Origin of the sequence: Chroococcidiopsis sp. (genome assembly GCF_051657925.1) — a bacterium.
In the GTDB taxonomy this organism is placed as follows: Bacteria; Cyanobacteriota; Cyanobacteriia; order Cyanobacteriales; family Chroococcidiopsidaceae; genus Chroococcidiopsis.
The window spans coordinates 1-13,236 of the sequence record NZ_JBOFLP010000005.1; the positions used below are offsets into that span (position 1 = coordinate 1).

At 42.7% G+C, this 13,236-nt stretch carries 12 protein-coding genes; 7 read left to right on the forward strand and 5 right to left on the reverse strand.

The window, feature by feature from the left end; translation table 11 throughout:
* The coding region (gene ispF / locus ACRC32_RS00280; RefSeq protein ID WP_438552107.1) for a 2-C-methyl-D-erythritol 2,4-cyclodiphosphate synthase at positions 1 to 322 on the reverse strand (322 nt) is incomplete at its 3' end.
* 186 nt (positions 323 to 508) lie between these two features.
* Between ispF and ACRC32_RS00285 the strand changes: the two genes are divergently transcribed.
* The 3 genes from ACRC32_RS00285 (at position 509) to ACRC32_RS00295 (ending at position 4,554) form a co-directional block, all read left to right on the forward strand.
* Positions 509 to 1,357 carry a VWA domain-containing protein gene (locus ACRC32_RS00285; protein ID WP_438552108.1) on the forward strand — a complete coding sequence of 283 codons (849 nt, stop codon included), beginning with the start codon at positions 509 to 511 and terminating at the stop codon, positions 1,355 to 1,357.
* A gap of 18 nt (positions 1,358 to 1,375) precedes the next feature.
* Complete coding sequence (locus tag ACRC32_RS00290; RefSeq protein ID WP_438552109.1) at positions 1,376 to 2,152, forward strand: hypothetical protein; 777 nt, start codon at positions 1,376 to 1,378, stop codon at positions 2,150 to 2,152.
* A gap of 125 nt (positions 2,153 to 2,277) precedes the next feature.
* Positions 2,278 to 4,554 carry a hypothetical protein gene (locus tag ACRC32_RS00295; protein WP_438552110.1) on the forward strand — a complete coding sequence of 759 codons (2,277 nt, stop codon included), beginning with the start codon at positions 2,278 to 2,280 and terminating at the stop codon, positions 4,552 to 4,554.
* 143 nt (positions 4,555 to 4,697) lie between these two features.
* Here ACRC32_RS00295 and ACRC32_RS00300 read toward each other — a convergent pair whose 3' ends face one another.
* On the reverse strand, positions 4,698 to 5,345 hold the full coding sequence (locus tag ACRC32_RS00300; protein WP_438552111.1) for a hypothetical protein: 648 nt from the start codon (positions 5,343 to 5,345) through the stop codon (positions 4,698 to 4,700).
* A gap of 57 nt (positions 5,346 to 5,402) precedes the next feature.
* Positions 5,403 to 5,882 (reverse strand): hypothetical protein, encoded by a 480-nt coding sequence (locus ACRC32_RS00305; protein ID WP_041462430.1) that lies wholly within the window; start codon positions 5,880 to 5,882, stop codon positions 5,403 to 5,405.
* A gap of 690 nt (positions 5,883 to 6,572) precedes the next feature.
* Between ACRC32_RS00305 and ACRC32_RS00310 the strand changes: the two genes are divergently transcribed.
* Complete coding sequence (locus ACRC32_RS00310; protein ID WP_438552112.1) at positions 6,573 to 7,220, forward strand: hypothetical protein; 648 nt, start codon at positions 6,573 to 6,575, stop codon at positions 7,218 to 7,220.
* A gap of 348 nt (positions 7,221 to 7,568) precedes the next feature.
* Positions 7,569 to 8,024: a response regulator gene (locus ACRC32_RS00315; protein ID WP_438552113.1), complete on the forward strand. Its 456-nt coding sequence runs from the start codon at positions 7,569 to 7,571 to the stop codon at positions 8,022 to 8,024.
* 187 nt (positions 8,025 to 8,211) lie between these two features.
* Here ACRC32_RS00315 and ACRC32_RS00320 read toward each other — a convergent pair whose 3' ends face one another.
* Together ACRC32_RS00320 and ACRC32_RS00325 are read right to left on the reverse strand one after the other, a co-directional pair.
* The gene (locus tag ACRC32_RS00320; protein WP_438552114.1) at positions 8,212 to 8,394 is read right to left on the reverse strand and encodes a hypothetical protein; all 183 of its coding nucleotides are present in this window, start codon (positions 8,392 to 8,394) and stop codon (positions 8,212 to 8,214) included.
* Positions 8,395 to 8,519: 125 nt separating this feature from the next.
* Positions 8,520 to 9,938 carry a 1-acyl-sn-glycerol-3-phosphate acyltransferase gene (locus ACRC32_RS00325; protein ID WP_438552115.1) on the reverse strand — a complete coding sequence of 473 codons (1,419 nt, stop codon included), beginning with the start codon at positions 9,936 to 9,938 and terminating at the stop codon, positions 8,520 to 8,522.
* A gap of 473 nt (positions 9,939 to 10,411) precedes the next feature.
* On the opposite strand from ACRC32_RS00325, the gene ACRC32_RS00330 reads away from it, so the two are divergent.
* Together ACRC32_RS00330 and ACRC32_RS00335 are read left to right on the forward strand one after the other, a co-directional pair.
* Positions 10,412 to 11,836, forward strand: coding sequence for a sugar transferase (locus ACRC32_RS00330; protein ID WP_438552116.1), 1,425 nt, complete (start codon positions 10,412 to 10,414; stop codon positions 11,834 to 11,836).
* 79 nt (positions 11,837 to 11,915) lie between these two features.
* The coding region (locus ACRC32_RS00335) for a non-ribosomal peptide synthetase (RefSeq protein ID WP_438552117.1) at positions 11,916 to 13,236 on the forward strand (1,321 nt) is incomplete at its 3' end.

The following is a 13,236-nucleotide window of genomic DNA, read 5'->3' on the forward strand; positions in this document are numbered from 1 at the left end:
GTTTTGGGCGTTCTGCCACGACTACGGAATCGATGTTACCAATTTGCCAACCCCGTTCTTGAATGAGTTGGTTGACTTTACTCAGCAGTACCAAACTATCTGCACCTTTCCATTGCGGATCGGAGGGGGGGAAATACAAGCCAATATCTCCTAGACTCAGCGCTCCCAGCATAGCATCCATAATCGCATGGGTGAGTACGTCAGCATCGCTATGTCCCAATAATCCCAGTTCGTGCGGGATTTCCACCCCTCCCAGAATCAGACGGCGCTCTGTAGTTAGTTGGTGGATGTCGTAGCCGTTACCAATGCGAATTTTTTGCATAGAATAAATTGCCTGTGAATATATGTAATTGAGTTGTTAATTATTGGCAATACAACTTTAAAACTTTGCGATCGCCAAAAATAGACTTTAGATTGCCAACACTAATCTACCAGGCGCAGTCAGTCATTTAGTCAAGTGCGGGGATTTTGTATAATCGCTCCCACAAATCTTCGGGACTTAACTGCTATGTCTTACACCCAAGAAATTAGTCGCGCTACGCCAGGATACCTAGTCATCCTGATCGATCAATCTTTCTCTATGTGCTATCCGTTTGGTTCCGCAGGTACGAAATCGAAAGAATGCGCTAAGGCTGTGAATCGAGTATTGCGAGAGACAGTCTTAGCCTGTACCGATGGCGAGGATATCAAGAATAGCTGCGACATCTCAGTATTGGGCTATGGCAAGCTAAAAGATGCAGCCGTCAACGCTTTTTCAGGAGCATTAGCCGCGAAACCAGTTGTCACCATTCAAGAACTCACCGAAAACTGTTTGCGAGTTGAAACCATAAAAAGAAAAGTATCGGATGGAGCAGGTGGATTAGTAGAAATCGACGACCAATTTCCGATTTGGATCGAACCTGCGGCGGTGGGAGAAACTCCGATGACAGAAGCATTTGAAATGGCACATCAGTTAGTCCAAGACTGGATTGAAACGCATCCCTCCAGCTTTCCCCCTGTTGTAATTAATATTACCGATGGTGAAGCCGACTCCCTACCCACAACCCGCAAAGCAGCTGAGGCACTCGCTGGACTAGAAACAGACGATGGCAAGACTTTGTTACTCAACGCTCATATCTCTGGTAATGCAGTACAAGAAGTCGTCCTTCCCGCTGCTCCCACCCAGTTACCCAAGGGAGATAGTTACGCTCAATTTTTATTTGAAACTTCCAGCGAATTACCTCCAAATATGCTCGAACGAGCTGCGGCATCTGGGTTAAATCCGACTCCATATGCCAAAGGTTTTGTGTATAATGCCAAACTCGAAACCCTCATTCAACTATTAGAAATAGGAACAAAAGCAGAGTTTCGCGGGTAGATTATCTACCTAAATTCAATGTCTTATGAAATCCGCTATTTCTCTCTACCTAAAGTTGGCGAACTAGAGCGAAACATTCAAGATCGCTTTGAGAACAGCCCCGATGGTAGTTTAGTAGCTCTAGCAGACGGGGCTAGTACTTCGCTATACCCGCAAAAATGGGCGGAAATTCTCGTCAAATCTTTTTGCCAAAGCGTAGCAGAAAACCCGATTGAGAGCATCCGGCGATCGCACGAGGAATGGTTGCAGCCGTCCCAAGAAATTTGGCGACAATATTACTTAACCAAACTTCAATCTCCCAATCGCAAATGGTGGCAGGGAGGTTCGGATATCAAAAATCGCGGCTCAGCTACTTTTTTGGGGTTACAACTACAAAACTTAGAGCTACAAAACTTAGAGCATTATGCCAAAAGTCAATGGCAAGCTGTAGCCGTAGGAGATACTTGTTTATTTAAATTAGAGCAGGAGACTCGCAATCTCCTCACCTTTCCTCTGACTGCTGCACGGGATTTTAAAGGTACAACACTCTGTTTTGAGAGTCTACCAGAATACGCTTCATTTCCGCCTCAATTTACCGCAGGATGGTACGAGTGCGGAGACATTTTCTTACTAGCAACAGATGCCTTATCTCAATGGCTTATATCAGATTATGAAGCCCAAGGAGAAGACTGGAAAAAGATGTTTCAATTTCAACGACAGCAGGATTTCGATCGCTTTATTAATCAACTCAGACAACAAAAACTGATTAAAAATGATGACACGACGTTAGTACTAATAAAAGTGAGTAGCAACTAAATTATTTGTCATTTGTCATTTGTCATTTGTAGTTATCTCCCTTGTCCCCCTTCTCCCCCTTGTCCCTCTATCTCCCTGCTCCCTGCTCGTGCGCTCCCTGCTCCCTAATAACTGAAAACTGAATTATGAAATATCCCAGTCGTTCGGAATACTGTAGCGCAATTCGCAACCCTCAGTTTGCTTTTCGTAAAAAAGATCCTCAAACCAAAATAGAGCGCGATTTGGATGCAAGCTTAGTCGCGGGAAAAGCAGTAGAAAGAATTAAGCCTGATGGTACTAAAGATATTTGGTCGGCTGCTGGAAGTTTTGCCATCGCTTTTAAATTTGAAACTTCATCGCCTCGCAAGCTTTGGGCAGTGAGATGTTTCTACCGGAGTAACTTTGAGGTCAAAAATCACTATAAACAGGCTTTAATCCGATTAAAAAATAGTCCGTGTCGAAATTATTTTGTAGATTCTACATTTTTAGAATCAGGAATTAGAGTTCAAGGTGATTGCTATCCAATTCTGAAAATGGAATGGGTAGAAGGAGAAAATTTAAAAAAGTTTATTAAAGCAAACCTTGGGAAAAGAAATGTTTTACTCTCTTTGGCAGAGCGATGGCGAGAACTGTCTAAGAACTTATACGACGCTGGTATTGCTCACGGCGATCTGCAACATGGTAATGTTTTGGTAGTTAAATCTTTTCAACAGTTGGCGCTCAAACTCATTGATTATGACAGTCTCTATTTTTCAGAAGATCGCCATTCAGTTGATGATAATATTAAAGGATTGTCTGACTATCAACATCCTTTGAGAAAATCTTTAGAGAAAAGATGTTTGGAGATTGATTTTTTCCCTCAATTATCAATTTATTTATCTATTCTAGCTCTAGCAGAAGATAAAAAACTCTGGGAAGTTTATCAACTGGATGCTAGAGAAGGGTTACTATTTTCACGGACAGATTTTCAAAATCCTGATACAGGAGATATCTTTAAATCTTTAGCTCAACTCCCTGACCCAATTCCAGAGTTGGCAAGAAAGATGAAGCAGATTTGCCGATTAAAAGAGTTTAGAAATATCCCTAACTTAGAAACAGTTCTCTCTAACGAACAGTTGGTAGAATCGCATCATACGAATTCCGTCGAGCGACATTCTAGTTCTCATCAACTACTCAATTCGATTGTTTCTTGGTTGAAGGAAAGATCCCCCCAACCCACGCTAGTTCGCTCAACGGGGGGAACCCCCACACGCGACTGGCTTCCCTTAAAAAGGGGGGCTATGAGAGCATCTCCTGGAGTTGGTCAGGCGATCGATCTAGTTGCAACAAACTTGGAACAGGGGGTTGTGAGAGAATCTTTTGAAGTTGCTAAGGCGATCGATCGCCCTTCGTTAGCAACAGACTTAAAATCTGAGTCTGTGGGAGAATCTCCTGAAGCGCAAGGAGAAGATCGAGCGGAGCCAGCAGTAAAAATAAATGCGCTTTCAAGGGAAATGCAACCAATTCAGTTTTTAGCTAAATCTCCAAAAAAGATAGGAGGATGGGACCCGCGATCGCTTAAATCAGACTATACAAAATACATCAAACCAGTTAGTTCAATTCCTACTAGCAGCACAAAAATATCATTAATTTCTACTCACGTTGGAACTTTAGTAAAACAAAAAACTGAGGGAGTTCTGAATTGGATAAATAGTACAAAAGACGATTTATTGAAAGCATGTCGTTCAGCGCTGAGTCTGGCGAATTTTATTCGCCCAAGTTTGAAGTCAACAATTGTGCAGGCGATCGCAGCTATATTCGCTCGATTACAACAAATAAATCGAGTTCAAATTCCAACAAACCCTGTCATTCATCAACCAAAAATCATCGATACACACAGCGGAGGACAAGCGGGAAGCAAAATTTCTGACTTGAATTGCGTTACTTCTGCATCAACTGAATTAGCCAATCTATCTGTCCCTGGAACCGATCGCTCTCAAACCTTCGTCCCGTTGCGATCGTCCCAGCCAAAAACCCAAACAACTGCCCAAGTTGCCGCCCAACTGGGGTGTTCTTTAAGTTGGTGTCACGCTCAACGATATCAGCATCCAGACCAATTCTTGACTGACACTCACTACTACAAGGATGCAGCGGGAGTCGTACATTGGATGGAAGCGGGAATCGAGCAATTACGCTGTCTGAAGTCACAAAAAAAATTATCTGGTATTCCAGCAAACTCTTTACCAACCAAAGAAGTTAGCCGTCGTCTAGGGGTTTCACCAGAATGGCTGACCAAGACCAAAGCCAAACATGCCTCCGACTTTGCGATCGAAATTCATTATCACACCGATGCTAGAAAAAGGTACTATTGGACTCCGACAGGTATTCAGCTACTACAAAAACTGCTCGACGAGCAAAAACCGCTTGTAGTAGATGGTTGGTAGTTTGGAGAAAAATATGCCATCTATGGCGGCTTTAGTTGGAGACAGATAGGCGATATAAAAGGAAAAAAGATGATGCGATCGCCCTCAGCAACAACTGCAGAAGCGATCGCAACTTACTCGACGATCTAAAAATTTGCTCGGTATTACCACAGACCTCGGCGATCGGCGGGGTCGCCGTAGGGGTCTTCGCTGGCGGGGCGGACATTGCCGTACTGCCCGTAATCTGCCGGATCGCCGTAGGGGTCTTCGCTGGCGGGGCGGACATTGCCGTACTGCCCGTAATCTGCCGATCTACCACCACTCATCATCTTCTTGGCAGCAATCGCTGCAATCCCAGCCATCGCTGCTTTGGCTAACGGATTGCTAAATAAGTTACCACCTCTTTGACCACCCATCATAGCCCCAGTAGCACCACCCATTAGCTGACCGAGTAGGTCTGGTTGTTGCTGATGGATGCTACCCGTTGCGCGTGCGAGATAGTTGGGGTCTTGGAGGCGATCGTCTATGCCATCTTGGTTAAGGTCGGGAAAGTCGTAGTTTTGCCCCCGCGCCTGCTGCTGAAGATATTGACCAAACTGCATCCGCTCTTGTGGAGACATGCGGCTAAAGGCTTCTTGTGCGGACTCTTGGTAAATATCAGGGGGTACGTGTCTGGATACTTGTTGATATCGGTTATAAACTTCGTCGTCTGAATAGCCTTCGTGCGGTAAACCCTGTTCGTATCGATTCACAAAGTCTTTGTAATCTCGCTCTCCATCCTGACCGCCAAACATGTTTTGTAAAAAGTTCATTTTTCCTTCCTACTATTTTATTTCACTTGCTGTTCTATACCTTTGCTGCCGCGAGTGTCACAATGCTGGCGCTGGCTGCAAGTCGGTCAAGTCGCGACCTGTCGATCTGTTGTTGTATCCTTGGAAATCTCGGTACTGCCGCGCTTCCGATTCTGGAACTCGAATTCCCTCTGGTGGCGGCGTGACCCAATGAGGACGACCTTGAGCATCGCGATAATAAATCCGCCCGTTTTTGGAGAGGTAGTATTGTCCTTGCGGTCCTTGTCCTTTCCTATTTTTATGCTGATTGTAGATGTAGTAGAGTGCAGCAGCCCCACCCAAAATCGCGATTTTTTGTCCCGTAGACAGCCCCTTTCTTGCTTGGGGTTGGTTTGAAGGATAAGTTTGCGTTCTACCAACATTATCTGCAACAGGAGGCGGAGGTGCAGACGTGTTCGGACTGCCACCACAGGCATTAAGGATCGGCAGTGTCAGTAATGCCGTTAACACCAGTGCCATTATCTGCGTCCACTTCCGGCGGGGGTGGATTTTTTCCATAGACTTTCTGTTTCTCCCGATCTAGCTAGACTGTGCCGAGGGATATAGCAGTTTTGTAAATTCGCGCTGTTGGAAAAATCCTTGTTCGAGCGGTGTTTGTAAGACTATTTACAAACAGATTGTCTCAACAACGCAACTGCAATATTTCGTTCATCATGATTCAATAATTCGGGTAAGCCATCCTGCCAGCGATAGAAGTAGTAACTGCTACCATATCAATCGAAATACGTACTGAAGTGGGAATCAAACTTTACGTGTCTCCGTAGACTGGAGGGGATTTATCGACTGATTCAAGATATAGGACTCATATTTAATTTTTGAAATCTACGTAGAATGCGTTAGCCTTTGGCATAACGCATCACTCTTAGTTTTTGGCACGTTACGCGCAAGCGCATAACACACCCTACCTATACTGTGAAAAAAACTATTATTTACAAATATTTCGAATAACGTCACTACGTCGCGACTTATTTCATATAAGTCATTGTTCTTTCCCAAATGCACTGTGCAATCTAGCACAAAGCTTTGCTAGCAAGATTTTTTTTAGAGAAAAATTGAATAATTCTATTGGGATATTTCTACTGATAGATAGCAAAGTTATAGATTTCAATTTAAATTTAAAAATACATCCCTATTACATAAAAATCAATAAGCATTAAGTTCTAAGGGATCGAGGAAGTAAATTAGGATATGGCATACGTCAATAGACCAACTAACGATGCTGTTTCTGAGCGCACCGTTACCAACACTCCCGTTGTCGATTACCACGATCGCATTCGCTGGGGTCCAATTATTTCAGGTATCGTAATTGCAATAGCAACTCAGTTGATTTTAAGTGCTTTATTTGCAGCGATTGGCGCAACAAGCATTGCGGGTTCTGGCGCACCAAGAACAAATGCTGCTGATGTCGCTGGTAATGTGGGAATTTGGTCGGCTATTGCTTTGTTAATTTCTTTGTTAATTGGTGGTTGGGTGACAGCTCGTGGCTGTGGACCAATGAATCGCAGTACAGCTTTGCTTAACGGTGCAATTCTTTGGGCGACTACTTTAGCTCTTAGCTCTTGGCTAGTAACTTCTGGAGTGACGGGAGCTTTTGGTTTGGCAGCTTCTGCTGCTTCCAATGCGGCTGGAGCCATATCTAACCAAGTCCAAGGAATTAATCCGCAAAACCTACCCAAGGTAAGTGCAGAACAAGCTCGTGACATTGCTAATGCTACTGCTAGAAGCTTGTGGTGGTTCGTATTTGGTTCTTTGCTTGGCTTGGTCGCCTCCCTGATTGGTGCTGTTGTTGGAGCGCGTAGCCCTCGGAAAACTTATGTAGAGTCTAATGTGAGATAGGAAAAACAGCCCCCCGTGGGAGCAAAGAATTAAAAAAGTAAGCATGAGTGAGGGTTGATAAGTTCGCAGGTGCGAACTTATTTTTTTAAGTACGGTTACGAGCTGATTTACCAAGATTGGGTTACTATCCCGAGATCGAGACTGCCCGTACTCAAACCGCAAGGTTACGATCGCCCTGCTGTATCGCTTCATTATTAAAATAATATTAATTTATCCTCAGATCGCTCTGGGACAAGAGGTATATTAAATTTTGTCGGTAAGTAATTATAACTATTGAATCGTAGCGGAATTTAAATATCAAAGACTGTAGTTTAATAAAGCCTGTATTTAACAAATTAAATTTATCTAATGGACTTATCTACTCGTTTTGGAAAGAACGGTACTAAAAGTATTCTTGTCTGCGATGACGTTTACGACCACGCTTTGTTACTCCAGATTATCTTGGAGGCTGAAGGTTATGAAGTTATACTTGCAGACTCGGGAGCAGCAGCGATCGCCCAGATAGAACGAGCAAAACCTGACCTAGTTTTACTCGATCTGATGATGCCAGGAATAGATGGGATGGAAGTCGTGCGCTGTATATGTCAAAATCCTCGCAACGATCGCATACCAGTCATTCTAGTTGCACCTAGTCGTCGCGATTCTATTTCGGTTGAATGTCAGAAGTTAGTGAGTGGAATAGTTCATAAGCCGATTGAGTGGGAGGAATTAATTCCACAAGTAGAAGCGATCTTGGCAACACCGTTTTCTACAGGCAGTCAAAGAAATTCCCGCAGCTTCTCTGTTGTTGGTCAAAGGTTTTAAACCCCTGTTTTAAACAGGGAGAATAACGCCTAGACTTGCTATCAAAAGTGCTGCTCCTCGTTATAGAATAATACTTCTGCTAATAAAGCTAAGCCCATTAAAACAATAAAGCAGAACACAAAAAACCAAAACAGTCCCAGTCCCATCATGGCGATCGCCTCCAACCAAGCTCGTAATTTACCTGGTTCTATTGCTCAAGCAGAGTCAACACCCACACGAGGATAACAACGGTAAACGGTACTACAGCCAAAAGAAATAAAATTTTTGGTGTCAGCCTGGGATTGTGCATGACCGGGCTTAGAGTTGCTCGGACATTTTTATCCCAAAAATCAGAATTCCAGAACTTAGAATGCGAGTCTTGCTCTGCCATCTCCTCCTCCTTGACTTGAGAAGAGATATATCTTTAAATTATCGAGATTTTTCAGAGACGACTCGTGTTGACATAAAAAGTAAAAATTGCAGGAGCGATCGCCTTGAGGAGATTTAAGCGGCAGGTTAGATCGTTTGTTCTAAAGCAGTTTGCAGATCTCTTGTTAGATCTGTAATAGCTTGCTTAGCACTGCGACGACTAGCTTGATATGTTTGCCAGCGATCTGAAACTGAAATTGGTTCGCCTACCGTCATCTGTACTGATTGCTTACCCAGTCGAGGACGACGAACGGTACTACTACCTTTAATTCGGGCAATTGTTTCCCACATCAGCAAAGTTGTTTCAGCAAACCGCTCTATCGTCGGTTTCTCCCGAACGTACTTACCTGTAACTGCGACAAAATTTTCTACGAGTCGCATATGCCACATTCTCAGGCTAGCTTCCTGGGCAATGCGATCGGCTAATCCTCGCTCTACAGGAGATAGGGCTTCTACTTGCTTAATATCTTCTCGATAAATCCAATCCCAGCCCGCTTGTTCCAAACGACGACAGCGTTCGATTGTACTGCCTTGAGGGTGAAAGTGGAAATACTGCTCTGCTACTTGCAATGCGGCATCCATTAGTGCCTGCAATCGCGCTGCAAAATCCCGTTCGGAACTAGGTAGTTTTAATTCTGAAATATTTTCTGCTGTTACTGTATCGGCAGCAATTGCATTAGCTGAAATTGGCAGTGTTTGATGGTAAAATTGAGTGTAATATTCTTCCATCAAGGACAGCAGGTGTTCGCCCAATCGATAAAGTCGTTGGTAGAGCAAGGCTTCATCTGTTGAGGCAATTTTTTCTTTTTCCTCCCCTTGCTTCAAACCACTATCTGCTTCCAATTCGCTCAATAACTTATCTAAAGGTTGCCAAGCAGGTTGAACGTAGGAATACTTAATTCCAATTGGTACGATGAAAACTTGTTCGGCGCGTCCGGCATTCAGCAAATCTTCAACGCCCCAAAATCCTAACTGAGCAATGCCAGGTTCCAAAGGACTCACTATTTCACCATGTCCGTTAGTGGCTCCTTCTGGAGCTACTGCCATGGGAAAGCTGCCGTTAATTAACAGATTTCGCGCTGTTCGCAACCCTAGCCGATCGACTTTGCCTCGATGAATGGAAATGCCACCCAAGTTGGAAAACAACCAACTGACATGCGCTCCCGCCCACAAAGGAATACCGCGATCGTAAAGAAAATGTGCGTGAATTGGACGTGGTAGCGATATTTGCTGTTGGCGTGCTACCCGTGGTACTAGACGATGCAGTAGGTATGCCATACAAAATGGATCGTCAGGGCTGGGATGCCGGAACGCCATGATAAAACGAGTTTTACCAGCCCCAAAAGCGCGATAAAGATCGACTAAAACTTCTGTATTCTCTGCTTGAATGTGAGTAATCGCTGTTTGCGATCGCAGCATCACAGGTAACAGCAGTTGAGTTACCCGCAAAACGAAGGGATTGAAAGCTGGAGGAATAAATTCTAGCTTATTTTGGGCGCGAACCATTAGCAAACCTTTGGAGTCCCACTTGCTTTTATGCTAAACCATTCGTGCCAAAAGTTAGGTTGGTAGCTTTCCTAATGCTGCCGGACGAGTGCGATCGCGCATCCTATTCTTACTATTTGAGCAGAAAACATACAACTCATACACCAAGTCATACATATTCCTGAACGCGATCGCTAACAGTTGGTTTGCATACTGTTATAAGTAGCGTACAGAGCAACAAGCACCGAGCAACAAGTAATGAATAAATGTTTAAGTCTCACCTTCAATTGTTAGCTAGTCAAAAGCTTTGGTAATTGTACTTAACCCTTGAATTCATCGCTAGCGGAATCGTTGAAAGCATCTACAAGCGATCGATTCAATAATGCTTTGTACCATTTTATACTCTCTCATCTACTGGATGCATCTCTACCCAAACTTCGTAAAATCTTAAATTTTAGTACAGCATTTATCGAAAACTTTGAGGCTAAAAAAGTATGTCTATGACTTTCTTAAATCAAGCTTCTCTAGATTTACGCGAACCCGTATTTGCCAAGATCAGGAAGGGTTCGTGGTGGCTGCGGTTGACTACCTTAGTTGCGACAGACTATACTCTTCTACTTTTTGCTTGGATAATATCTGAAAATTATGCTTCTTGGAATTTTTCTGACTATACACAGAGTAATTCTTTGCAGATGTTATTAATCGCTGTTACCGTTCAAATAGCAGCACTATTTCTTCAAGGTTCTTATCAGTTAGGAAAAAAACATTTTCAATATTTAAACGTTAGTAAAACGCTGGTTTCTGCTCATGGATTGCTGCTATTATTTGGCTTATTGTCCCAATCGGTTTTTGATATTACTCGTTCGACATTGATATTATCTTTATTGACGAGCATATTGTTTGTTTGTACTGGAAGATTAGCCATTACTTTCTTTTTTGACCATCTTCATCAACAGAAAATTCTAGATTGCGATTCAGTTTTTGTGATTTGCAATCCTGAAAATTACGAACAGTATCTGACAACTATCAAGGAAGAGAATCGTTACGTTGTACGTGGGATGGCAAGTCCTACAGCATTAGACAGATCTTCGCGTCGAGAAACTTTGGAACAATTGAATAAATTAGGTGTAACAGAAGTATTTGTATCTTGGGATGCAATTAAAAACAGAATGTTTTTACGCTGGCTGTTTCAAGCGTCTGGGATAACATTGCATATTTTACCGATGGAGTTAAAACCAATTTATAGAGACATCGAGTTTAAGAAAATTGGAGGAATGACCTGCCTGAGTTTTGACTGTCCGGTAATTACAGGAAAAGATTTTTGGCTGAAGCGAATCATGGATTTTATTGCTGCTGCTTTATTTATCGCTCTTACTTTTCCTATCTACCTAGCGATCGCTATAGCTATCAAACTAGATTCTCCTGGTTCAATATTTTTTAAGCAAACTCGTATAGGTCTACATGGAAAACCATTTCAAGTGTGGAAGTTTCGTACCATGAAGACTGATGCAGAAAAGTTACAAAAAGATTTAGAAGCTTTAAACAACACCAAAGATGGAATTTTATTTAAAATAAAAGATGACCCCCGTATCACTCGCATTGGTAAATTTCTCCGCTGTTACAGCTTAGATGAATTGCCACAACTGTTTAACGTTCTCTTGGGAGAAATGAGTTTAGTTGGTCCCCGCCCTTTGCCAATTAGAGATGTAGAAAACTTTTCCGAGCAACATTTTATTCGACAAGAAGTTTTACCTGGTGTTACAGGTCTTTGGCAAGTTTCAGGACGTTCTAATATCTTAGATTTTGCCCAGGTAATAAAACTCGATCTTAACTATATTGAAAACTGGTCGCTCGGTTTGGATTTTGAGATCGTACTCAGAACAATTCAGGTGGTTTTGCAGAAAGAAGGTGCTTATTAAATAGTGCTGTAGAGATCGATACACATGAGGAAAATCTCGAAGTAAAAAACCAAGTACAAAGCATTGCGAAGAAAGTAATATGTTTACTAAAAAAGATTTTGAACGGTCGGTTTCCATCCAGTCTTCACTCGCCTACTGGAAACAACAATTAGCAGGTTTGCCACCTTTATTATCGCTTCCCACCGATCGATCTCGACGCACAGATAGACCTTTCCGAGGTAGTTCTCAATCGTTTTCGCTGTCTCGAAAACTAACAACAGCACTCAGCTTATTGAGCAAACAGGAAGGTGTCACCTTATTTACAACTTTATTAGCGGCATTGGATACTTTGCTTTACCGCTATACAGGTACGGAAGATATCGCAGTAGGTTCCCCTGTTGTTAACCAGAATCATTCATCAATAGACTTAACTTTTATTAATGCTCTAGTTCTTCGCACCGATTTGTCTGGAAACCCTAGCTTTCAGCAATTGCTAGAGCGAGTACGAGAAGTTATTTTGTCAGCGCAAAACCATCAAAATGTCCCTCTTTCAGTCTTACTAACAGAATTACAACTGGAGATAGATTCAAGTTATTCACCTCTCTTTCAGGTAACGTTTACCTTTAATGAAAATGTTTTTATACAAAACATGGAGCTTTCTAGCTTAGCTACAAGTCCTTGGGGAATAGAAGATAACACAGCGAAGATCGATCTTGCTTTGTTGGTAGAACAAAATAGTAATGGATTAAAAGGAAGGTGGATATACAACGCTAATCTATTTGATTCTGGCACAATTGAACGGATGAACGAGCATTTCCAAACTTTACTAACAAGTATAGTTGCTAACCCACAACAGCCCATTTCTGAATTATCTCTACTAAATACGCGAGAGCAACAGCAGCTACTTGTAGAATTGAATAATACTCAGACAGACTATCCCCGAGATAAATGCATTCATCAGTTATTTGAGCAGCAGGTAGCACAAAATCCAGAAAGAGTTGCTGTAGTTTTTGAAGGTCAACATCTGACCTATGGAGAGTTAAATGCTAAAGCCAATCAACTAGCTCGTTATTTACAACAACAAGGTGTAGGTTCCGAGGTTTTAGTAGGGCTGCACGTAGAGCGATCGCTCTTAATGATGGTAGCGCTGCTAGGAATTCACAAAGCAGGGGGTGCTTACGTTCCCCTCGATCCAGATTTTCCACAGGAGCGGATCGGCTTCATGCTGCAAGACTCCCAAGTTCCGGTTATCGTCACCCAGCAAGAGTTAATTAATAATTTGGTTGTCGAGCCTGGTGTCAGTGTTATCCCGATCGATACGATGTGGGACGAGATCGAACCAGAGGCGATCGCCAATCCTGATAGTGGAGTCAAGCCGGAAAACCTGAGCTACGTTATCTATACATCTGGTTCTACTGGTA